The sequence below is a fragment of the Kosmotoga sp. DU53 genome, from assembly GCF_001639905.1.
Classification (GTDB): Bacteria; Thermotogota; Thermotogae; order Petrotogales; family Kosmotogaceae; genus Kosmotoga; species Kosmotoga olearia.
This window is the reverse complement of sequence record NZ_JGCK01000046.1, coordinates 1-22,067: the sequence shown is the minus strand read 5'-3', so window position 1 is coordinate 22,067 and position 22,067 is coordinate 1. Positions and strand designations below refer to the sequence as shown.

Here is a 22,067-nt window from a genome sequence, read left to right as displayed (position 1 = left end):
CACGATTTCAGAACGGTGAAGAAATATGACGAAATGGATGATTTCAACGAGTATGTTCAACGCAGAAAGAAGACTTCCAAGCTCGATCCGTACAAGCCCAAAATAGATGAATGGCTGGAAGAAGATAAAAAGGTAAAGGCAAAACAACGTCATACTGCTAGAAGGATTTACAAGAGACTTTGTGAGGAATATCCGAATTTTCCACTCAGCGAACGTACGGTAAGAGCATATGTGAGAAAGAAAAAGAAGGAGCTGTATTCCAACAAAGGTTATATACCTCTTGACCATTCTGGTGGCGAAGCGCAAGCAGATTTTGGACAGGCTGAGTTCATTGAAAAAGGTAAGGGAACGACGCTGCATTATCTGAACCTTTCTTTTCCATACAGCAACGGGGGATACTTTCAACTGTTTAGGGGAGAAAACCTTGAATGTTTGCTTGAGGGACTGAAGAACATATTCGAACATATTGGAAAGGTGCCTCGGCGTATATGGTTCGACAACCTATCTCCCGTGGTGAAAAAAATTCTGGATGGAGGGGAAAGGGAGGTAACGGAGAAGTTTTACAGATTCTGTCAACATTATGGGTTTGAACCTGTGTTTTGTAATCCTGGTCGGGGTAATGAAAAGGGTAATGTGGAGAACAAGGTTGGATATAACAGACGAAACTTCTTTGTTCCCATTCCCAGGATAGAGAATCTTGAAGATTACAACAAAAAACTCTTAACCCTCTCGGAGAAAGATATGGAAAGACCTCATTACCGAAAAGAAAAGAGCATTAAAGAACTGTTTTTAGAAGAGAAGGAAAAGATGCTCTTACTCAACGAAAAACCTCTGGATATTTCCAGGGTACAGAAAGCAAAGACAGACAAGTATGGGATGCTTCGTTTTGAAAACAACAGATACTCCGTGTCACCAAAACATGCTGAAACAGAAGTGTGGTTGAAGATAGGGGCATCGGAAATAGAGATACTGGATGAAGACTACAAAATGCTCGTAAAACACCCCAGGTTATACGGACACAACCTCCAATCTCTGAATTGGTATCCATACCTTGAGACCTTAAGCAGAAGACCGCGTGCGTTGAAATACACAGGATTTTACAGGGAATTACCTCCTATTTGGCAAGAATACTTTGAATCCTGTGATTACCAGGAAAAGAAAAACAGCCTGAAATTGCTGGTCAAAATGCTACGTGAAACAGATATGGAAACCGCGAGACGTGCGCTGGAGATAAGTCAGAAGAGCGAACGTTGCACTGCTGAGACAATATTCCTCTCATATCGACGGTTGATCCAGGAAGAACCATCACCCTTTGAAACAGGGAACAAAGTACCGAGATTACAAGCATACACAACCGATTTTAAGGAATACGATGCCCTGGTGGGTGAAAGGAAATGAAAGAACTCATCGCTCAATACTGCAAAGAACTGAGATTGGGAAAAAGTATAGTGGAAAACTACCAAAAGATACAGGCAGAAACCAACGAGGAATTCCTTCTGAAACTACTGAAGCTGGAGATTGAAAACAGACGGGTATCACGTAAAAATCGTTACCTAAAACAGGCAAATTTCGAGGTAATGAAAACCTTCAAAGGCTACAGTTTTGAAAACGTACAGATACCCAAGAGTATAACATTGGAAGAACTACAAGAAGGGAGGTTTCTGGAAAAGAAAGAGAACCTAATACTGTATGGTCCTGTAGGAACAGGAAAAACACAACATGGCAACAGCCATAGGTATCGCAGCCTGTAACCGGGAAAAGAAAGTCAGATTTTACAGAACGGCCACACTGGTAAACGAACTTGTGGAAGCAAAAAGCAACGGAACATTGAAGAGATTCTTGAAGACACTCAGAAAGACAGATTTGCTCATATGCGACGAATGGGGTTACATACCTTTAGACCGAGAAGGAGCGCAACTTTTATTTCAAGTGATTGCGGAAAGATATGAGAGGAACAGCGTAATAATCACAACGAACCTTGAGTTCAGCAAATGGAATGGGATATTCTACGATGAGAAACTCACCAGTGCCATAATAGACAGATTGATCCACCATTGCCATTTATTGGTGTTTACAGGCAAGAGTTATCGATTGGAACATTCGAGTATTAAGGCTTAATTTTTTTACCCCGGGTGCTGGTTTTTTATTTTTCCAAACGCTGTATTTTTATATTGCCAAAAACACATGTTCAACCTTTCTTGTAGGCTTTACAATAGGGGAATAGGAGTGTTAGCATGAGTACTGTATTGTATTCTGTGATCAAGATACTGATAACAGCTGTCCTGGTTTTTTTTATTTCTGAAGTTGCGAAAAGGTATTCTTTGGTAGCTGGTGTATTAGCTTCTTTGCCCTTAACTTCAATATTGGCAATGATCTGGCTTTATATTGAAAAGCGCGACACAGAACTCATCTCAACTCTCTCTCACGACATCTTTCTTATGGTTATTCCTTCGCTGATATTTTTCATCGCTATGCCAATATTCCTCAAATGGATGAAAAATTTCTATTTTAGTCTTTTGATTTCAGGCGTGCTTACCTCAAGCGCTTACGCCCTTTGGTTTCTTATGCTCAAAAGAATCAGGAAATAATCTTGATTTCTGGAATTAACCGATACTTCACAAAGCTGATACTATTTCTCCAACTGTTAAATGCTATCATATAGATGTCCCCTCCCCATAGGGGGGTATTACATTGAGAGGTGATGGTGATGATGTTTTTTGGATGGTTATTTTTCATAATAGTACTGATTCTTCTTATAAGGCCAGATTATTTCAGAAAACTACCGGGAAATAGCAATGGAGAATCTGAATATGAAGCAGGGGCTATTGAAATATTGAAGGAACGGTACGCAAAAGGCGAAATCGGTGAGGAAGAATACCTTGATAAATTAAAAAAACTAAGAGGAGGTAATTAAGATGCATGGTTGGTATTGGTGGGGATGGCCAAGCTGGGGAAGTTGGTTTGGCAGTTTTGGATGGATCGGAATGATTTTTTCATCTGTGCTTTTCGTTCTAATAATCGCGGTTACGGTATTTGCACTTAAAAAGTTGCTATCGGACAATCGATACAACAGTAGTTATGTAAAGCGCTCCTCCAACAGAGCTCTGGAAATACTAAAGGAAAGATATGCAAAAGGCGAGATCGACGAGGAAGAGTTCCTAAGAATGAAAAAGAACCTTGAAAGTTAACTAAGGAAGTATTCAAAATACTTATCAGAATTTGCTGCCAGGAAGAGAGTTGCTGTTTTGAAAAAGGTCAGAAGCCGTTGAAACTTTAAGGAAGCATTTCTTTGAGATTGAAGTAGTTGAGTCCGGATACCTTTTTCTGGTTCACCAGTTAGAAAACAGCTTCGCTCTTTCTGTATCTAACGGCGGATATTCCAGTTCGTCTATTATTCGTCAGTTCTATTATTTGTTTTCTGTCTATGCTCGGTTGAAAACTGAAATTGAATTCTTACAGAGTTTTGTGTAGATGTGCTGTAATGAGTTAATCGTTGTTGTATTTCCTAAAGAGTGAGCCATCTATCTAGAGATTGACTGTTTCCCCTATGTTTTTCGGAGGGTAAGCCCTACTTCGTCGGTAACATGCGTCTTTGGCGGAGGGCAGCTGAGCTGCAATACTGATGGACTACCTCCTGGAAGTTCATGCTCTTGACGCTCAGAAAATGGGGACAGTACCGTGTACTTTTGTGTACTGTCCCCATTTTCTAACGGTGATTCCCAGTGTCAATGACTTCAAACATCCGACGTAAAACGTCGCCCAGCATCAACAACTTCCGTCATTTTTGTTGTAGCTATATAGTTAATGTTAAAATCAAATTAATAGCAGTAAGGGGGGAAGCAGATGAACAAGTGGTGGAGTGTTATTTTTCTATCTATTCTTCTTATTTTTCTCAATGCTGATCAAATGGTTATGGCACCAAATATTGGTGCCATAGAAGAGGAATTCGACGTCAACGACGCCCTAATCGGGCTTGTCGCTTCTACTTTTACCGTTCTCGGAGCTGTTATCAGTTTGGTCTGGGGATTTCTAGCAGATAAATACAACAGAAAGAAGATTTTTATATACTCCATTCTTATCGGTGAGATTCCATGTGTTATGTCCGCGTTTTCCGGGAGCTTCGGCGAGCTCTTTTTGTGGCGTACGCTTACCGGTATAGGGGTGGGTGCATCTTTTCCAATTGCGTTTTCCTTTGTTAGCGATATGTTTGGTAAAGATGAAAGAGGAAAGGTTGCTGCCGTACTTGGACTTTCAATTTCCATCGGTAATATCCTGGGAATGATCTTCGGAGGTTATTTTGGTGCTGCATATGGTTGGCGGATACCCTTTCTTATGGTCTCGCTTCCCAACATCGTACTAGCAGGCCTTGGATTCTTTATTCTCAAGGAACCACCACGGGGCGCGATGGAAAAAGGAATCGGGGATCTCGTGCAAATGGGGTATGCCTATCCAAAAGGTGTCAAACTTTCAGATTATTTAGATCTCTTCAGGATTAAAACAAACCTCTTGCTCTTCTTCCAGGGGATCGCCGGAACGATACCATGGGGTGCTATTCCGTATTTTATGGTGGAGTATTTCAAAAGGGAAATGGGGTTTTCCGCCTCGCAAGCCACTACCATTTTTCTTATATTCGGTGCAGGAAATATCGTTGGAATGTTAATCGGAGGCTGGTTGGGGCAAAAACTGTACAATAAATCACCAAGGCTTGTTCCTGTAGCATCAGGGATTACAACAATTTTAGGTGCAATTTTGACGATTTTCGTTTTCTCGGAAAACATTATAGCTGGATCATTCATACTCGTTTCGTCCATTGGTTTTGTTGCTGCCCTCTTCGATAGCTACACTGGTCCAAACGTAAAGATGATGCTCATGAATGTGAATGAACCACAGAGTAGAGGGAGGATTTTCTCCATATTCAATCTCACGGATTCTCTGGGAACCGGTATTGGTAAGCTCGTGGGTGGTACGCTTTCTGTCTCTCTGGGAAGTCTAGCAATAGCCATGAAGGTTTCCAGCGCGTTCTGGTTCATCTGTGGTGCGATTATATTGGTACTCGCTTTCTTTTTTGAAAAGGATATTTCCTCTCTCGACGAGAAGATGGAAAAACTGAAAGAGCAAATGAAAAGCAGAAAAGCTTGAAATAGGTGCCGTTTTGACAAGGAAAATTGGGCACTTCGTTCGTAGCTTGTTAAAAGCACCAGGGGGAATGGAAATTGAGAGTGGTCTCATGTGTGGTTGAAGATGATATAAAGTGCAAAAAGGATGCAGAGCTATTTATGGAAAAATGTTTGCAACGCTCACAGGGTGCAACGCTAGTTGTTATGCCGGCGCTTATAGGTTTTTACTTCGATGATTTTCTTTCTACCGCTGCACACCTCTCTAAAAGTTATGATGATATATATATATGTTTTGGAAGCTGCATGGAAGACGGAAAACATGCGTCCTTTATTATGAAGAATGGGGAGATTGTTCTGAAGCAGTACCAGATATATCTGTCTTCCTGGGAGCGTGAGATAGGGTTTTCACGAGGAAACGATCTTGAGATCGTTGAAATAAATGGTTTTAAGGTAGCCATCGTACTTTCAACAGACGCGTTTTACCCTCAGGTACCCCGATACGCTGCTCTCAAGGGTGTGGATCTTGTGCTCACACCTATGGCAATAAGGAAAGAGGTTTTTCGTGTTCCACTACAGGCTTCAGGAATGTGGATGAACGTACAGATGAATTTGTTCTTTGCTGCTGAAAGCGGGTTCAAGGGGGAGTGGAACAGGATGAAATTCCACAGCCTCTCCGCAATCCATGCCCCACTTGAAATAACAGAGAGAGGAACTGGTCTTCTCGCTATCGAAAAGGGAGATGGTGCTATCCTTGATGTTTCGCTTGATGGGCTCGACAGTGAAAAAGCAAAAAGGGTATTTGATCCCCTCAGGCAATTGAATACTGATTTTTATCTGAGGGAGGAATTGTTTTGAAACTCCTGCGCAGATTTTTTGAGAAGAAACTGACCTTAAAACGCGCTCTGCGAGTGCTAGACGGGATCCATCCCACGTCGGTAAGGAAGATCTCGTTCAGGGTCTCGTGCGTCCAAAGAAGTATAAAAGGGTTGCGAAGAATAGATGATTATGTGTTGGATCTCCACCGCTTTGTCAGGGAAGCTGCGGGCTCCGGTAGTGCTCTGATTGTCTTTCCCGAATATAATATGTTTGACCTTTTCATGCTCATTCCCGGATTTAAGATATTGAACATGCTCATGAGAAAAACTCCCGAAGGAAATGAAGAGAGAAAAGAAAATGAAAAAGGAGTGAGTCCTCTCATTTATGAAGCCTTCCTCGCCATATCTGAACCGGCCCGGAGACTCCTAGAAGGTGTAATGGTGAAACTTGCAGAGATGTACGGCATATATATCTACACGGGAAGTTATTTTTTGGAGGAAAATGGTAAGCTGTTCAATGCAGGAACACTGATTTCGGACAGCGGTGAAATTCTCGGGCGTCAGAAGAAACTTCACCTGACCGATTTCGAAGAGGCAATGGGATTAAGCAGAGGCAATGAACTTCACATTTTCCAATCTCCCATCGGCAAACTGGCAATGCCTGTATGTATGGATGCTACGTATTTCGAAACTTTCTATATTGCAGCGAAAAAAGAGGCAGATGTAGTTATACTTCCCATTGCAAACGCCGAAGAATACGACGTTTATAAGGCATTGAGAGGAATATGGGGACGCGTTCAGGAAACATATCTCTACGGTGTGAAGGCTTCTTTGAACGGATGGTTTGGCGGGATGCACTTTACGGGAAGAGCAGGCATCTTTGCGCCGATTGAGATGACAGAAAGAAAAAATGGAGTTGTTGCTATCTCCCCAAAATATGAGGGTGATTTACTAATAACCGCTGATTTAGATATAGAAGCTTTGGAAATGGCAAGAAAAAACGCGGAATTTTACGGTGATACAAATGTAGGATTTGAGGAGAGATATATGAAGCGGCTGCGTCGCTGTGCCGGGATTCGCTGACGCAAATGATGCTGGGCGTGAGCGCCGCTTTCGGGTGCTTGGAACCACTTTGTGGTTGATTAGAACTGCTGCGCAGTTGACACGCGCCTTCGACGGAAGTGCTGGACTGCGTCCAGGAAGGCTTGCAGATGCTGTATAAAACCCGGTAACCGAGATCCGGGATTGTTATTGTAGGGGCACAGCATGCAAAAAAACCGAGAGCCGAGGCCCGAGAAGGCTGCTTCGCAGCGGACGCGAATCCCTTCGGAATTGTCACGAACTCCTGGTAAGAATCGAGAGTCCGAGAACCGAGAGGGCCGCTGTGCAGCTGGTGAGCACGCTTCGTGTGGGTGGGCCCAGCTGCGCTGGGGGTACGCCTGACTACGTCAGGGGTGTGCACTCCTTCGGAGTGGGTAAAAACTGTCATTCTGGAGGTGTTTTATCCAGAATCTGGATTTTTTAAGTACGAGATCCTGAATCAAGTTCAGGATGACAAGTCAGAAGCTCGCGAAGATAAGGGTTGCGACGCACTAAAAAAAGAACAGATTTAGGGTATAGAGTCTAGGGTGTAGGAAGTTCAAAAACTAGAAACTAACAACTTGCTACTGGAAACTAAAATAATTATTTTTTATGCTAAGGGGTGTGAGAATATGAAGAAATTACCTGTAGATGTGGGGCTTGTTGGTGATTTAATGGCATTTCACAGCTCTTTTGGTTTCGAAGAATACAAATACCTTGATACTGAAACAGGTGAAGTAATCCACTTTTGCGACGATATGATACCACCTGACATTTTTAATGTAGAAAAAGAAGAGCTGATGGAAATGCTAAAGGATAAAGACGAAGTAACCAGAGAAATTGCTTTAAAAGCGTTCGAAATAGCATGGGAAGATGAATCCGGAAGGTATAAGAAAATTCCCGAATTATCCTCAAGACTTGTTTATAAAAAGATGGAGGAATTTGTGTACAACATTGAAGATGAAAGACTAAGAACCAAAGTGCTGTACACAATAAAAGGGAAAGGCGCCTTCGCAAGATTCAGATCATTCTTAGACCTAAATGAAGAATATAGACAAGCATGGCTTAAGTTCAGAGATGAATTCCAAAGAGAATTTGCAATAGAATGGCTTAATTCCATAGGTATTGATCCGATAGACAAAATACAAAAGTGATAGAAAATGGTAGGGTCAAGAGATGGCACCTTGGGGTGAATGGCTGCAGGCTACGCCTTAAACACTCACAAAGTTAACGTATCAATAGCTGTTGTAGATTATGCGTTCCATCAGCCACAGAGAACAATGGTCAACAAAAAACGGCAATAATAGCGATTGCGTCGCTGATGCTGGGAACTATTTCGTGGATGAGAAAATGACTGAAAACTGCCAACCGGCAACTGATAATTGAGGCCTCATACCACCAGCCACGGACAGGTGAGAATTGCTGCACAAATAATGCAGAACGGAAGGATTACGAATTTAGGTCCCTAAGATTGTTTGTGAGTCATTGTTGAATATGCGAGAAAAAAGAAAGCTGGTGCTGTCACAATCAAGAAATAGGGACCGCCGGGGAATCTACCTTTAAAAGCATATTCCACAAAGTAAAATGAAACAAGACACACAATAGAAATAAGAGCCCCTGCACCAGCATGTTTCCAGGAAAGAATCATTCCAACAAGTACACCTATTGGGAATAAACCAAGTTCAAACCATTCTCTTGGAGTTGGAAGCGGTTCGTTCGGATCTAATCCATATCCAACCATGAAAACCAGAATAAATCCCATGCTTATGACACTCCAGATTTTCGCAATACGCAAAATCATGCTTGTTTGTTCCATATACCTCACCTGCTTTTGGTCTTAATTAAATTGTATTTATTAAGACCAAGAAATGCTTTTATCAGGTATCTTCACCATATTTTCCATAGACGAATACCTTTGTACCAAGTATTCCCGAATAATCGGACCAGGAACCTCCTTTGGGGACAGATCTCGCCAATTCTCTAAAGGCCTCCATTTGGGCTTCAAGACGATCGCAGTTGTGGATTATTATTGCTTCCAATGTTCTTGGCACGACCGGAGAACCCCATTCTTTCAAGCCATGGTGGCTTGCCACAATATGAAATAGATTCTGCTCGATTTCTTTCGGGAAACCATCTATTTTGCCAATAACCACTGCCAGTTTCTTTATCCCCAAAACGATATGGTCCTCAAGTAACCCCTCATCTGTAAATTCAAAAGAATAACTTTTATAATCGTAAGTTTGTACCTTGCCTATATCATGCAGCAGGGCTCCCGCAATAAGTAAATCCATATCTATATCATCACCAAATGTCCTGGCGACAATTTTGCATAGTTTCGCAACATTTACGCTGTGTTCTAGCAATCCACCGATTTTGACATGGTGATTTTTCGTTGCTGCAGGTGCAAGGAAAAAGCCTTTTATTTCTCCATCTCCAGGAGATATCGTTTTTTCTAACAGCTCTTTCAGAAAAGCATTTTCTATTCCTTGAATAAGATCAGAGAGTTCATCTTTAAGATTTTCTATGTTCTCTACTCTGGGAAGGAAGATAGAAAAGGCATCGTCTATATGGTTGTTAAGTTCTTCCAGTGTGTACAATTTGCGGATCTTTAAAGAAAGTCCATATTTTCTTTTGTAAGAATAAGTTGCCAAAGCAACTACCCCAGAAATCGGTTCCTGTCCTTCTTCCCATTCCCATATGTTTGCTGAAAGTACTGTTTTTGAATCTCTAACGCTGCAAGAGTAGTATGGATTCCCGTCTTTTTTGCTCTTTTGAACGACGTTTGTGAGAAGAAAAAATGCGGGATTATTATTAACATAATTTTCTTTGTCATAAGCTACATTTTCCAAAATATCACTAAGAACTGGAAATTCCTTTTCACCCGTCTTGATAATGAAGATCTCCCCCTTTTATATTCTGATTTTAGATGGCAAAGTGAATTAATTGAATCAGCTGACCACTTTGAATACTGCAATATAAGTTTACTACAAATTATCCTCCGCTTCTCTGTTAAAACAGGGTCAACACGCGATACAAGAAATACGACGCTTACAAGGCTGTCAGCTAATGGAGCGACGTTTGCGACGAAAAACACGAGAATCCGAGAGCCGAGAAGGTGAAAGAACTGCTTCGCAGTTGATATGCGCCTGCGGCTGAAAAAACAAAAGAGCGAGATTGGATGTTGGAGATTGGAGTTTAGATAAAGAACAGATCTAGGATTTAGAAAAAGAGACATACAACGCACAACGTACGACCAAGAATGATTTTATATTCTCGTCTTCTCGGGTTCTCAACTCTCGGGTTTTATACAGCATGCTGAGCCCTTTTTTGTGTAGCAGTGAAATAGCGGAAAATGTCTCGTACTCAGGCTTACTTTTGGCATAGCAAGTCGTTCCGGTTATCGTTTTTAAGTACTGTATTCTCCTACTTTTCTAGAAGTTTTCACTTCTTTATTCCTCGTGAAACTACCTTCTTATATAATTCGATATGCAAACTAATTTTCGGAGGGTACCTATGACAACTTTAGCGGTGTTTATCGGTATTTTCGCAATGATTATATCTCTTAGATACTTAAAAGATCTTACCCTTTCGTTTTTTATTGCTATTATCGCAATTAGCGCTGTCTTGCTGACACCGCCTTTGTTATACTTTCAGGCATTTTCAAGGGAATTCACCGATTGGAATTTCTGGAAGGTTATGATGACTATCTTTTCCATATATCTTCTCGGTGAAACGCTGAACAAAAGCGGTGATGCAGCCCGGTTCATTTCAGCAATTGGTAAAATATTTCCAACACCACGAGTAGCTATTTCCCTTATTCCAGCTATGATAGGCTTGCTCCCGATGCCAGGGGGAGCTATGTTCTCAGCTCCTATGGTAAAAGAGATGGCTGAAAGTGATTCTTCCATCACCGCCGAAGACGCGATGGTTACCAACTACTGGTTTAGACATTCAATGGAATATTTCTGGCCGCTTTATCCAGCAATAGTAATTGTGGCAGGAATGGCAAAGGTTTCTTTAAGGGCAATGATCGTGGGGATGTTACCAGCGGGGATGGCTGCTATTTTCGTTGGATATATTCTCATGGTAAGAAAATACCCGAAAATAAAACTCTCTCCGGTAGCATTAAAAGAACTTTTGCTTTCAACGTGGCCCATACTGTTGGTTATAGTTATGGTTATTCTGAACCAGCCAGGTTGGTTAGTTGTCATGATCGTTTCTGTTGTGTATTTGCTAACCAAAAGGAACAAACTTGAAATTCTGAAACGTTCGCTAAAATGGAAGACATTTCTTTTGATTGCTGCTGTATTCTTCTTCAAAGCTTTTGTGGAAATGTCTGGAATTCCTGAAAACATGAGCCAGGAGCTCCTTTCATGGAATGTTCCCGTTATACTCGTTATCATTGTACTGCCGTTCATTATGGGGCTTATGACAGGCGTCACCCAGGCTGCTGTGGGTTTGAGTTTTCCGCTGCTTGTAAGTCTCGTCCCAGAAAATGTCCTATTCTCCACATCCATACTTGCATATACATTTGCCGTAGCCGGTGTTCTTATATCTCCAGTACATCTCTGCGTTGCCCTCACTTCACAGTACTTTTCTATCAGTTACACTTCCATGGTGAAACGAATAGCCATCCCACTCTCTTCAGCTACAATTGTGGGGATTGTTATGTATTTGATGCTTTAGAAGGCCGAGAATCGAGAATCAGAGAGGGCCGCTGAGCGGTGGATACGAATCCCTTCGGGATTGACCCGAACTCTTTCAGAGTTGTCACGAACTGCTTCGCAGTTGTTTCGATCGACTTCGTCGATGATACGTGCTTATGGCGGAAGTGCTGGACTACGTCCAGGAGGCTTGCAACGCTGTCAGCTGATGGAGCGACGCTTGCAGAGGCAGTAAGAACAAAAGAACGAGATTGGATGTTGGAGACTGGAGAGCCAACAGAGTTGACTGAAGTGAGATTTGCTAACGCAAATGAAGCAAGTATGGTTTCGCTATAGAAGTGAGGTTGATTGCATCAACGAGGTGAATGTACCTTTGGTGCAGAAGCGGAAATTCTTCAACAATTTCTTTGGCGAAACAAAATTCACTTCTTCCAATGGAATCGAAAAGCACTTCTTGAGCGAAGCGAGAAGGAGCAGCATTGCTGGAGGCAATCCAAGCGTCAACCACGAAGCTGATTCCCAGCATCGGAACTAACAACTATCAACTGGCACCTAAATTCTTAGACGAAATTCAGGAGTTGGATCTCGCTCTTTGCCCCTCGTTCATTCGATTAAAAAATGTCTAATAGATAAGCATTCCAGGCTTGTACGGTGCAACCACCGTTAGGAAGTATTTCTGGAAGCGCACCACGTGTTCCCAAATGTAAGGATTTCTTGATAGATTTTATCAATATGTCCATTAATTCCATGTCTGCATATTTTTTGGCTGCCTTCAACGCTAATAACGTAGGAAGGCTCCAAACTATGGAGTTTTTGTCCTGACCTCCGTAGTTTCCCGCATCGTATTTTTCAAGCGGAAGAGAATGTATCATGCCTATTTCATTAAAAAAACCCACCTTTTTCATCATCTCAAGGACTTTCTTTCCCTCTTGATAGGGAACTAAGCCCATCGCGAGAGGATATATCTGAATAAAATGTCCAGCAAAATGTTTTTTATCTCCTTTAATTGCGTCGTAGAATAAATTTTTGCCGTTTCTCCACACACCAAAGAAGTTCCTTTCTATCTTTTCAAAAATTGCAGTAAGTTCTTTCCCTTGTTTCAGCGAATTTATGAGACTCTCTCGCTTTAATTCATCTAAAAGCTTGTAAAACCAGCAGGCCACATCAAGTAAAGCCGATTTTTCAGTTCCTGGTATCTCGATGATCCCTTCGCCAATGGGATAACCATTTCTGTCTAGAGCGGGTATTAAGATTTCTACTGCTTTATCAATAAGTTCGAGAAAATCCATTTCTCCAGTCTCAAGCACATATCTCAAGGCCAAATAAGCGAAGGAAACTACCTCGTTCATTCTACCTTTCGCATAAATCCTGCCAGCAGTTGTAACCTCGTGGGGTACAATTCCATTGCCGTAATACGCCAGGTTGTTTATCGAAGACTTGACTAGAGGGAGTTGAGGCGTTTTTAGCAACCCAAGAGCTGTATAAACGGTATCTATCCCAAACCACCAGGGAAATTCTGGAAGACCTGCCACATAACCTTTGCCTGATTCCCTTTCAAAGTAAAGCTCCAGCGCATTCAACTGAGCCCAGAATTTCAGATCATCATTGTCACCTTCGGAAAGATATTTGCTGTAATAATCCTGCTTGGTTTCTACAATTGAAGTGAAATCCATTTCGTTTCTAGAATTCATCGAAATCAAACATAAAAGCGATCCCATTTTTGAGCGGAAAAAGACTTTGCCATTATCGACATGGACAAAGGCGTTATCAACGGTAATAGATATGTTCCTGTTTTGCTTTAATGGTCTAAAAATGATCGTTTTTGGTGGTTTTTTTATAAACTTTCAGCTCTTTAGAATATATTTCGTTTTCTAGCCAGAGCGGGGTTTGATCAAGATATAAAACCAACTCATCTTCCGGTTCGAGATTTTCGAGATATATAGCAAAGAAATAATCGGTTGGATGGGCAACGAAGTTCAGCTTTGTTTTTCCGTAATTAAGTGTTTTGTAATAAAGGTTGTTGATGAATTTATCGGGAATAAGGTTTTTCTCCCCGCGGAGAAGTTTCACAGAGGAAAGAATCCTCACATCTTCAAACCATAATCCGCCCATTTTCCCTTTCACATGCCAGCCGACACCTTCGTTGTCACCATTGGAGCGCCCAAAATAATAAACTCTTCTTCCACTCTCATAAAGGTAAAGATCTTCCATGGAATCAACCCTTTAAGCCTGTCGAAACACTGCTCTCGACGAAATATTTTTGGAAACTCAGGAAGATTATAATCATTGGAATAGTCATCAATATAGAAGCAGCCATCATATACTGCCAGAAAGTATAATAACTCGTTCTATAGAAGTCAAGCCCGACAGTTAACGTATACATGTTTTTGTCAGAGGTCATAAGAAGGGGCCATAGAAAATCATTCCACGTTCCAACGAAAGTATAGATAGCAAGGGCAGCGATAGCCGGTTTCGAAATAGGAAGGATTATTTTTATATACGTTCTAAATATCGATGCCCCATCCATTTTTGCAGCTTCTTCTAATTCTCTCGGGATACTCAAAAAGAACTGGCGCATAAGGAACAGACCGAAAACCCCCGTTAGTTTCGGTATGAAAAGCCCGTAATAAGTGTTCACAAAGCCAAACTTCACCATGAGATTGTAGTTTGGAATCATCGTAACGTGCCCCGGGATCATGAGCGTGGCGAGAAACATAGTGAACCAGAAATTTTTAAGCGGAAACCTCAGTCTCGCAAAAGCATAACCTCCAAGGGTATCAAAAAGTAAATGCCCTACGGTCACCAGTACCGCATATATGATAGTGTTAAGTATCCATCTGGCATAGGGAGTTATTTTGAAAATTTGCAAGTAGTTAGCCAGTGTCCCCGGTGCTCCGAACACTTTCACTGGCCATTCGAAAAAGTTGATATCCGGGGGCCATTTCATTATGTCAACCCCGCGTTCTATCCCGTTTTCATCAGTGTATTTCATCGGAGTTATAGATACCAGTGCAGACCAAATAAAGGGAAAAAGGGAAACAGCAGCATACGCTATCAAAATTATGTATGAAATTGTAAGACCTATCCTCCATTTTTTTCTCATGTGAGTGCTCTCTCCTTCAATCAAAAAAACGCTTCCTCTTTGACAAGTTTTCTCTGTATAGAAGTTATAACCAATATTATAAGAAAAAGTACCATAGCTATCGCTGATGCATAACCCATGTTGTGGTATTCAAAGGCGTTTTTATATATGTAGTAAGATACGGTGATGTTTCTCATGTTCTTTATCAAAAAGTAAATCTGGTCGAAGACTTGCATGCAGCCTATAATTCCCATAATAGAAACGAAGAGAATTTGGGGGCGAAGGAGGGGAAAGGTAATTTTCCAAAATCTTGTCCAAAACTTCGCTCCGTCTATTTCAGCCGCTTCATAAATTGTCTTCGGGATTCCCTGCAGTCCTGCAAGAAATGTGACCATAAAGTATCCTGCTGTTGTCCAGATGTTCATGACCATAATCGCTCCCAAAGCTGTGTTCGGGTTGTTAAGCCAATCAATCGGCTGCATTCCGAAATAAGAAAGAAATCTGTTCAAAACGCCGGGTTTTGAATATATGAGCCAGAAAATCATAGATATCGCGGCCGAAGAGGAAATAGAAGGAATGAAAAAAACAGCTTTGAAAAATCCCCTGCCTCTGATATTCATGTTCGCAGCCACCGCAAGCAATATAGCTAGCAATGTTTGAACAGGAACCACGATGATAGAATAAACAAATGCATTCTTAAGGGATATCCAAAAATATTGATCTTTTATCATTTTCTTAAAATTTGTCAGACCAATAAAATCCGGGATGTATCTCTTAAACAGATTGCTTTCTGATTTCATGTATTTTTTCATAAAGTCTGCAACAGACATTTCCTCTTTCAAATTTCCAGCAAGGAAATCTTTGATAAGTCTTTCGCTGTCCAAGTATTTCTTAACGGCTTCTACTTGCTTGTCGTTGAGATTCACACCTACATCATATAGCACAAAACTTACCGGATCAAAAATCGCTGCGATGTCTTCATATGCCACGTTTTCTTCATCCGGAAAAACACCAGTATGAAACATCATTGCCTCTTCAGGGATGAAGCGCATTTTGAACTTCTGTACTTCAGTTGGCTGATAGTTTGTGAAGCTGTAATAAAGCCCAGCAAAAACAGGATATATGGTAAAAATAAGAATTGTCAGGATAATCGGGGAAATAAATATATAACCGACGATGGCTTCTCTGGTTTTAGAGCTCAGATTCACGCTATCACCCCAAAAACAGGCCGCGGGTTTACCGCGGCCCTGTAATTACTCAGAAACCCAGCTCATATAATTTTCAATAATCTCGTTAAGTGCTTCATCAAGAGTTATTCTTTCATAGAAAAGATCTTTAAGCTTGCTGTTTATCTGGTCGTTGGCTTTGCTGAATATCCCGCTCGGTGTTGGAACCCTCCATGGAATCGCATATTTTGCGCCAGCATAGAAAGCTTCTTTTATCGGGTCTGTATCCTGAGCAGCAATAGACTTTCTGGAAGCGAGAACCCCTGCTCCTTCTACGAACATCTTCTGTCCTTCCTTTGTAAGAAATTTTACAACTTCCCACGCTGCTCTCTTGTTTTTCGTATTCCTGTTTATAGACCAGGAAACTGTGTAAACCATTGTGGCCTTTTTGATAAGGTGCGGAAGTTCAACGATTCCTATTTTAGCTACGACATTCGGATACTGACCCCTGATATAGCCCAGTGTCCACGGACCGGTCATAGCCATCGCAACCGCTTCTTTACCAAAAGCTTCGCCTATCCATCCAGCACCAAGATTAGCTGGTTCCTGAGCTACCTTGTACTTGTTAACAAGATCGAAGTAAAACTGAAGGGCAAACTTTGAATTCGGTTCAGCGAGTCCCGTATTGAGGTCTTTAGTAACTATACGTCCATTTGCTGCAACAATGAAGGGAATTATCCTGTTAAAGTCGGGTGCCAAAACAAGAGGAGTCTTCATACCCTTTCTTTTAAGCTGAAGTGCTTTGTCAAGGAAATCAAACCATGTGTCGTCACTTGTCGGATATTCCACACCGTATTTGTCGAATATTTCCTTATTATAGTAAAGAGCCAGTGTGGAGAAATCTTTGGGAATACCATAAATCCTCCCCTTGTAGGTAAAAGCATTCACCAATGATGGATAGAAATCGTCGATGTCAAACTTATCTTTCTTAATGTAAAGGTCTAAAGGCAGTAGCATATTCTGTCTGGCTAATTCTTCAAACCAGAATGTATCAACGTAAAAAATATCCGGTGCCGTTCCCGCGGAGAATTGCGTAATGAGCATTTGCCTGAAATCACCGGGAATGGGAGCCCATTCAACATGAATATCCGGGTGCGTTCTGTTGAATTCTTCCACTATTGACTTTATAACACTTTCTTCAATGGGATTGCCCGGCCAGCCACTGATTCTAATGTTCACAACAGCCAGTACACTAACTGTCAGTGCTAGAACCATCAGAAAACTAACAAGTTTCTTCATAAAGAACCCTCCCCTTTTATTGGCCGTAAGGCCTGGTTTATGGTGAACAGAGTACCGATAGCCCAAAGTTGTGGTGAACAGCTCGTAGGATATTCGACAACATCTCCCCTTGTTTCTTCCTTTGAAAGTCCGCTAAAAAGTTCTGGCAACCTATTGTCAGCGAACTTGCTCATCGCTTCCAGAAGAGCAGAGGAAATCTTTTTAGCCTCCTCATGATAATCGTATTTCATGAGTCCCATGACTATTATGGAGTTATCGTGGGGCCACACACTACCATTGTGATAGGAAAAAGGGTTATATCTTTTCATTTCGGTTGAGAGAGTACGTACTCCCCAGCCACTAAAAAGTTCTTTAGACATCAACTTCTTTACAACATAATCTACCTTGTCGTCATCGATTATCCCCGTAAAGAGGCACTGACCAGGGTTCGAACTTATGGAATCAACCTTCTTTTTGTCGCCGTCTAACGCTATTGCGAAGAATTTCTCTTCTTCAAGCCAAAAATCATTGTTGAATCGCTTTTTTAACTCACGGGCTCTTTCAAGAAGAGTCTTCGCCCTTTCTTTTTTCCCCAGCTGTTCGTAAATATAACTAAGGGCATGATAAGCCATGTATAGATACCCTTGAACTTCTACAAAAGCTATTGGAGGTTTGGCTAATTCCCCTGTTTTGAAACTTACGGAATCCCTGGAATCTTTCCACCCCTGGGTTTGAAGCCCTTTTTCTGAAGACGGCATGTATTCGACGTATCCGTCATTATCGGCATCACCGTAGTTGTAAATCCATTTTTCGGCAGCTTCTATTTTGGGAAGCAAATTCTTTATGGTTCCCAGATCCCCTGTTGCCTTAAGATATTCCCCGGCGAGAATCAAATAGAGTAGCGTCGCATCGATTGTGCCGTAATACCGTTCAAAGGGGATCAGGTTACTGAGAGAAAGATAATTTAGCCGCGCTTCATGAATGATCTTTCCCGGAACGGCATCTTTAAAATTATCTTCGGAAGATGCTTGAAACAAACCAAGGATTTCTAAAACTGTTTTTGCGGTTTCCGGGAAGAAGTCGAGCGTCTGGAGGGCAAAAATCAAGCTGTCCCTCCCAAATATTGTTGCAAACCACGGTAGCCCGGCAGCAGGGAAATCACCATACTTCGTTGGAATCATTAGCATTTTAAGATCATTAATAGACCTTTTTAGCAGCGGATTGTCGGTTTTAAATGCTTCAAAAGGAAATCCTGGAGGCCTGTCTTCAAGAATATCTTTGAAAAGATTTGCTCCCTTCAGTTCTTTATACAGATGAATATGACCTTCAAGAGTTAACTTGTCTTTGGGTTTGAGGGAATACTGCCCCTCTGGAAGCTTTTTATGAACTCTATAATGCGCTGCTGCATCTTCGTACTCCAATCCTTTGTCCTCGAATTCGTCTTGATAAACCTCTTTTTTTGACGATTCGAGATAATGTCCAATTTTTTCTTCTCACGAGAAAGATATCCTCATACTCACATTTCAGAAAATAATTTAGCTCTATATTCACTGTCCCATTTGAATAATTCGTGAGCTCTATTCGAATATCTAACCCATTCCCCGAAACTTTCATAGTTTCTTCCAGGAAAACATCGTAATGAGATGCTAACGGGGATGAACGAAAAATATAGCGGTTTATGATAAAGCTGTTCCCAAACCTTGGTTGGAGTTTTCTCAATCTCTTATCCGTTTCCAGATAAAGGGACGAAATAAATCTAGTGTCTTCCAGGTACAGACCCGCAGCTATATCACTTCTGGCATCGATCAATCCATTGTCATCGCTCACAACCATGAGATTTCCGTTCTTTATTATTCTCATAATCAACTAATCAACCTCCGTAGATTCTCTAATTATTAGTTCGACATCAAGAACTTTCGATATTTTTTCTCCTTTTTCCAGATATGAAACAATGGAATCCGCAACTTCGTAACCCACTCTGTCGATAGGTTGCCTTATTGTTGAGAGTGTGGGAGTAACCATACTCGCTTGAGGAATATCATCAAACCCCATTACGGGTACGATCCTGTTCATTTCTTTTAACGCTTTTAATGCACCTATTGCCATCAGGTCAGAGGCAGCAAATATAGCATCAAATCTTCCACGAAAGTTCTTAACGAGCTCGTAGCCCGATGTTTCCATAAAATCACCGTTGAGAATAAGCGATTTCTCAATTTTTAAACCCTTTTTCTTATATGCTGCTTTGTACCCTTCTTTACGCCATATAGAAACGCTATGTTCCTTTGGACCATTGATAAAAAGAACTCTTCTACACCCTCTATCAAGGAGATAAGAGGTAGCTTTATAGGCACCGCTCATGTTGTCGGTATCGACCGAAGGAAGATCGTCACAATCTTTTGCTCTACCTACCACAACGAATTTCGCCATTCTGTCTTTCAAAAATTTGACTCTCTCATCGTTTTCTTTAAGGTCGAGTATTATGAATCCATCGACTATTTTTCTATCGAGAAAGGTCCTGTATATCCTGACGGGATCATCATCAGGTTCTTCTGTCGTCAAAAGTAGGTGGTAACCATCTTCCGCTAATCGCTTTGTCACTTCTCTTATAAATATGGAAAAATATGGGAAGTTGAAAACATAATCTGCTGAATATGGTATTATCGTAGCAACCAGTCCCGTTTTTTTGCTTCGCAGGCTGCGTGCAACATGGTTTGGGACATAGCCCAGTTCTTTGATTACCTCCAGTACCTTTTCCCTTGTCCTTCTGGAAACTAAAGGCGAGTTATTTAAAACCCTTGAAACCGTTGCGGTGGATACACCAGCTCTTTTTGCGACCTCAGCGATATTTAAACGCATAAACTCACTCCCAATACGAATGTAATCGATTACATTGTAATCGATTACATTATATCAACTAAGAAGTGAATCCCTAAAATCAATCACAACTTTTTAATCTTGAATGACAGTTATTAGAAGCCATTAGCCTAAAATAATTCGACCATTCGCTCATTTTTGAGATCGAAGAATCGGGAAGCATGCTGGAGCAAAAAAGATGTTGTCGGTTGTTTGCGACGATCGAGAACCTGAGACCGAGACTATAGAAAATCGGGTTTAGGGTTTAGAAAAAGACACGAATAACCTACAGCGGAGTCTTACAGCGTCTGCAAGCCTCAGACTTCGAACGCGGCTCCATCAGCTGACAGCCTCAAAGCGTCCGGAAGATAGCTCTGCTAGCTTACCCACTCGCCAGCGTGCTTACCAGATCCCGGTCACCGGATCTCGAGACTAGTGATCAGAGGTTCAAAATGCCACTTTTATCCGGGCTTTCTTGTATATAATGAAACTGGGGGGTGTTTTCATGCTTCCGCAAATAAAGGGAACAATGACGCTGAAAGAAATCTCTGATTTGCATTTAAATCTATTCAAGATGCTTCATCATCTTGGATTGGACTTGAACGTGGGTAAGATGACCACGCTCGAAGACGCATGTAAGAAGAAGGGGCTTAATTTTCCTGAGGTATTAAAAGCTTTAAATTTTGAAGTCCAAAGAATAAATCAGAAAGCCAATGCGATAAACACTGCAATAAAGAAAGAAGAAAAAAGAAATCGTTGATGTGTTCAACTATTTCTGTAATTCACCACAACTATACCAAAAATGACCAGTCCAAGAGCTATCAGAGTGTTTGGGGTAAGCGTTTCACCGGGAATGAAAGCCGCAGACGACAAAGCACCAGACAAGGGGATCATGAAGCGGTAAAGCGTGACCTCTCCGGCTTTGTGATATTTGAGAACTGTATACCAAAGGGAAAATGCTACTGCTGAAAGCAGTGAAGAGTATATTAAAAGCACTGTAGCCAGTGGTGTGAATTTCAGGCCGTTTTTCATTCCGGGCATTCCCAGCAACAAAAGCACAATAGATCCTAAAAACATCTGCCAACCAGAAACGAAGAAGGGATTAACCTGCCTGGAAACTTTCTTAGCAAGGATTGTACCAAAGGCACCAACAAGTGTGGAAAGTACCAACAAACCTTCTCCCTCAAACTTGAAATCATAGCTAATTCCTTTGCTCCAATTGGCTATAAGTATTCCAGAGAAGCCCGCTGCAAGTCCTAACGTTTTTTTCCAATTGATTCTGTCGTCTTTATACACAAAATGAGCAATAAGTACCACGAAAAAGTTTCCGCTGGAGATGATTATAGAAGACTTTACTCCTGTTGTGTTGGATAAACCATTGTAAAAGAGCGTGTATTGTAAAGCAGTCTGCAACAGTCCAAGGAGCAACAGGCTTTTGAAAACTCGTTTGCCCGGCCAGAATTTACCTTTGGCAATCAAAGGCGAAAATATGAAGATCAATAATCCTGAACCCAAGAAACGGATACCGGCAAAGACAAGCTTTTCCGCAACATTCTCAGGTCCTATCCCCATTTCTCTAAAGCCTATTTTTAATACAGGAAAGGCGCTTCCCCAAAGAACTGAAGCCGCTGTAGCCAACAAAGCCGCTATAAGCGGATTTTTTAATCTTTCTTTCATGTAACACTCCTTAAAGAGTTAGAATTTCGAACTATTCTATCAGGAAATTGAGGAAATGAAAATCGAAATTCGGTAAGCACGCTAAGTGTGGGTAAGCTTGGCTTCGCCAAGGGTAAGCCTGACTACGTCAGGGGTGAGCACTCCTGCGGAGATAGAAAACATTAGACGCTTGCAAGGCTGTCAGCTGATGGAGCGACGTTCGAAGACAGAGGCTTGCAGACGCTGATGAAAAGCCGAGATTTGAGATCCGAGAGTCCGAGAAGGCTGCTTCGCAGCGGACGCGAATCCCTTCGGGATTGACCCGAACTCCTGGTAAGAATCGAGAGTCCGAGAAC

Annotated in this window: 21 protein-coding genes and 1 pseudogene; 11 read left to right on the top strand and 11 right to left on the bottom strand. The window is 41.5% G+C overall.

The window, feature by feature from the left end; all coding sequences use genetic code 11:
- The 9 genes and pseudogenes from istA to DU53_RS06530 form a co-directional block, all read left to right on the top strand.
- Nucleotides 1–1,398, top strand: a 1,398-nt coding sequence (istA, locus tag DU53_RS06575) for an IS21 family transposase (RefSeq protein ID WP_082853857.1), incomplete at its 5' end; no start/stop codon positions are given.
- Nucleotides 1,395–2,118: pseudogene (gene istB / locus DU53_RS06570) on the top strand (IS21-like element ISKol3 family helper ATPase IstB). The gene istA and the pseudogene istB, both read left to right, overlap by 4 nt.
- A 116-nt stretch (nt 2,119–2,234) precedes the next feature.
- Nucleotides 2,235–2,588 carry a DUF3147 family protein gene (locus DU53_RS06565; protein ID WP_015868570.1) on the top strand — a complete coding sequence of 118 codons (354 nt, stop codon included), beginning with the start codon at nt 2,235–2,237 and terminating at the stop codon, nt 2,586–2,588.
- 119 nt (nt 2,589–2,707) lie between these two features.
- On the top strand, nt 2,708–2,914 hold the full coding sequence (locus tag DU53_RS06560) for an SHOCT domain-containing protein (protein ID WP_201030018.1): 207 nt from the start codon (nt 2,708–2,710) through the stop codon (nt 2,912–2,914).
- 1 nt (nt 2,915) lies between these two features.
- Complete coding sequence (locus tag DU53_RS06555) at nt 2,916–3,188, top strand: SHOCT domain-containing protein (RefSeq protein WP_015868568.1); 273 nt, start codon at nt 2,916–2,918, stop codon at nt 3,186–3,188.
- Between the two features lie 655 nt (nt 3,189–3,843).
- Entirely contained in the window at nt 3,844–5,139 is a 1,296-nt protein-coding gene (locus DU53_RS06550) for an MFS transporter (protein WP_015868567.1), read from the top strand.
- 80 nt (nt 5,140–5,219) lie between these two features.
- Entirely contained in the window at nt 5,220–5,972 is a 753-nt protein-coding gene (locus DU53_RS06545; protein WP_369816075.1) for a carbon-nitrogen hydrolase family protein, read from the top strand.
- Nucleotides 5,969–7,015, top strand: a complete 1,047-nt coding sequence (locus DU53_RS06540; RefSeq protein WP_063728132.1) for a nitrilase-related carbon-nitrogen hydrolase — start codon at nt 5,969–5,971, stop codon at nt 7,013–7,015. Before DU53_RS06545 ends, DU53_RS06540 begins: the two co-directional genes overlap by 4 nt.
- A 629-nt stretch (nt 7,016–7,644) precedes the next feature.
- A complete protein-coding gene (locus DU53_RS06530; RefSeq protein ID WP_063728129.1) occupies nt 7,645–8,166 on the top strand; it encodes a UPF0158 family protein in 522 nt (173 codons plus the stop codon).
- A gap of 311 nt (nt 8,167–8,477) precedes the next feature.
- Here the strand turns inward: DU53_RS06530 and DU53_RS06525 are convergent, their stop codons facing one another.
- Together DU53_RS06525 and DU53_RS06520 are read right to left on the bottom strand one after the other, a co-directional pair.
- Nucleotides 8,478–8,828 (bottom strand): hypothetical protein, encoded by a 351-nt coding sequence (locus tag DU53_RS06525; RefSeq protein ID WP_015868563.1) that lies wholly within the window; start codon nt 8,826–8,828, stop codon nt 8,478–8,480.
- A 61-nt stretch (nt 8,829–8,889) separates the two neighbouring features.
- The gene (locus DU53_RS06520) at nt 8,890–9,861 is read right to left on the bottom strand and encodes a 3'-5' exoribonuclease YhaM family protein (RefSeq protein WP_015868562.1); all 972 of its coding nucleotides are present in this window, start codon (nt 9,859–9,861) and stop codon (nt 8,890–8,892) included.
- Nucleotides 9,862–10,525: 664 nt separating this feature from the next.
- On the opposite strand from DU53_RS06520, the gene DU53_RS06515 reads away from it, so the two are divergent.
- The gene (locus DU53_RS06515; protein ID WP_063728127.1) at nt 10,526–11,698 is read left to right on the top strand and encodes a DUF401 family protein; all 1,173 of its coding nucleotides are present in this window, start codon (nt 10,526–10,528) and stop codon (nt 11,696–11,698) included.
- Between the two features lie 589 nt (nt 11,699–12,287).
- Here the strand turns inward: DU53_RS06515 and DU53_RS06505 are convergent.
- The 8 genes from DU53_RS06505 to DU53_RS06475 form a co-directional block, all read right to left on the bottom strand.
- Nucleotides 12,288–13,367 (bottom strand): hypothetical protein, encoded by a 1,080-nt coding sequence (locus DU53_RS06505; protein ID WP_153020832.1) that lies wholly within the window; start codon nt 13,365–13,367, stop codon nt 12,288–12,290.
- A gap of 115 nt (nt 13,368–13,482) precedes the next feature.
- Nucleotides 13,483–13,887, bottom strand: a complete 405-nt coding sequence (locus tag DU53_RS06500) for a hypothetical protein (protein ID WP_063728121.1) — start codon at nt 13,885–13,887, stop codon at nt 13,483–13,485.
- 4 nt (nt 13,888–13,891) lie between these two features.
- A complete protein-coding gene (locus tag DU53_RS06495; RefSeq protein WP_063728139.1) occupies nt 13,892–14,779 on the bottom strand; it encodes a carbohydrate ABC transporter permease in 888 nt (295 codons plus the stop codon).
- A 20-nt stretch (nt 14,780–14,799) separates the two neighbouring features.
- Nucleotides 14,800–15,966 (bottom strand): carbohydrate ABC transporter permease, encoded by a 1,167-nt coding sequence (locus tag DU53_RS06490; protein WP_015868558.1) that lies wholly within the window; start codon nt 15,964–15,966, stop codon nt 14,800–14,802.
- A 45-nt stretch (nt 15,967–16,011) separates the two neighbouring features.
- Nucleotides 16,012–17,223, bottom strand: coding sequence for an ABC transporter substrate-binding protein (locus DU53_RS06485; protein WP_063728119.1), 1,212 nt, complete (start codon nt 17,221–17,223; stop codon nt 16,012–16,014).
- A complete protein-coding gene (locus tag DU53_RS06480; protein WP_235599740.1) occupies nt 17,220–18,623 on the bottom strand; it encodes an amylo-alpha-1,6-glucosidase in 1,404 nt (467 codons plus the stop codon). The genes DU53_RS06485 and DU53_RS06480 overlap by 4 nt, the downstream gene beginning before the upstream one ends.
- Nucleotides 18,592–19,062: a glycogen debranching N-terminal domain-containing protein gene (locus tag DU53_RS12850; RefSeq protein WP_235599741.1), complete on the bottom strand. Its 471-nt coding sequence runs from the start codon at nt 19,060–19,062 to the stop codon at nt 18,592–18,594. Before DU53_RS12850 ends, DU53_RS06480 begins: the two co-directional genes overlap by 32 nt.
- A gap of 6 nt (nt 19,063–19,068) precedes the next feature.
- Entirely contained in the window at nt 19,069–20,058 is a 990-nt protein-coding gene (locus tag DU53_RS06475) for a LacI family DNA-binding transcriptional regulator (RefSeq protein ID WP_015868555.1), read from the bottom strand.
- 502 nt (nt 20,059–20,560) lie between these two features.
- Here DU53_RS06475 and DU53_RS06470 point away from each other — a divergent pair.
- Nucleotides 20,561–20,815, top strand: a complete 255-nt coding sequence (locus DU53_RS06470) for a hypothetical protein (protein ID WP_015868554.1) — start codon at nt 20,561–20,563, stop codon at nt 20,813–20,815.
- A 5-nt stretch (nt 20,816–20,820) separates the two neighbouring features.
- Here the strand turns inward: DU53_RS06470 and DU53_RS06465 are convergent, their stop codons facing one another.
- Nucleotides 20,821–21,732 (bottom strand): DMT family transporter, encoded by a 912-nt coding sequence (locus DU53_RS06465; RefSeq protein ID WP_015868553.1) that lies wholly within the window; start codon nt 21,730–21,732, stop codon nt 20,821–20,823.
- Between the last annotated feature and the right edge of the window lie 335 nt (nt 21,733–22,067).

Excerpts from the sequence above, each read along its gene's own strand:
- DU53_RS06530 (WP_063728129.1), top strand. The coding sequence starts at position 7,645 with ATGAAGAAATTACCTGTAGATGTGGGGCTTGTTGGTGATTTAATGGCA.
- DU53_RS06550 (WP_015868567.1), top strand. The coding sequence starts at position 3,844 with ATGAACAAGTGGTGGAGTGTTATTTTTCTATCTATTCTTCTTATTTTT.
- DU53_RS12850 (WP_235599741.1), bottom strand. The coding sequence starts at position 19,062 with ATGAGAATAATAAAGAACGGAAATCTCATGGTTGTGAGCGATGACAAT.
- DU53_RS06565 (WP_015868570.1), top strand. The coding sequence starts at position 2,235 with ATGAGTACTGTATTGTATTCTGTGATCAAGATACTGATAACAGCTGTC.
- DU53_RS06475 (WP_015868555.1), bottom strand. The coding sequence starts at position 20,058 with ATGCGTTTAAATATCGCTGAGGTCGCAAAAAGAGCTGGTGTATCCACC.
- DU53_RS06525 (WP_015868563.1), bottom strand. The coding sequence starts at position 8,828 with ATGGAACAAACAAGCATGATTTTGCGTATTGCGAAAATCTGGAGTGTC.
- DU53_RS06555 (WP_015868568.1), top strand. The coding sequence starts at position 2,916 with ATGCATGGTTGGTATTGGTGGGGATGGCCAAGCTGGGGAAGTTGGTTT.
- DU53_RS06485 (WP_063728119.1), bottom strand. The coding sequence starts at position 17,223 with ATGAAGAAACTTGTTAGTTTTCTGATGGTTCTAGCACTGACAGTTAGT.
- DU53_RS06515 (WP_063728127.1), top strand. The coding sequence starts at position 10,526 with ATGACAACTTTAGCGGTGTTTATCGGTATTTTCGCAATGATTATATCT.
- DU53_RS06495 (WP_063728139.1), bottom strand. The coding sequence starts at position 14,779 with ATGAGAAAAAAATGGAGGATAGGTCTTACAATTTCATACATAATTTTG.
- DU53_RS06500 (WP_063728121.1), bottom strand. The coding sequence starts at position 13,887 with ATGGAAGATCTTTACCTTTATGAGAGTGGAAGAAGAGTTTATTATTTT.
- DU53_RS06465 (WP_015868553.1), bottom strand. The coding sequence starts at position 21,732 with ATGAAAGAAAGATTAAAAAATCCGCTTATAGCGGCTTTGTTGGCTACA.
- DU53_RS06560 (WP_201030018.1), top strand. The coding sequence starts at position 2,708 with ATGATGTTTTTTGGATGGTTATTTTTCATAATAGTACTGATTCTTCTT.
- DU53_RS06505 (WP_153020832.1), bottom strand. The coding sequence starts at position 13,367 with ATGAATTCTAGAAACGAAATGGATTTCACTTCAATTGTAGAAACCAAG.
- DU53_RS06470 (WP_015868554.1), top strand. The coding sequence starts at position 20,561 with ATGCTTCCGCAAATAAAGGGAACAATGACGCTGAAAGAAATCTCTGAT.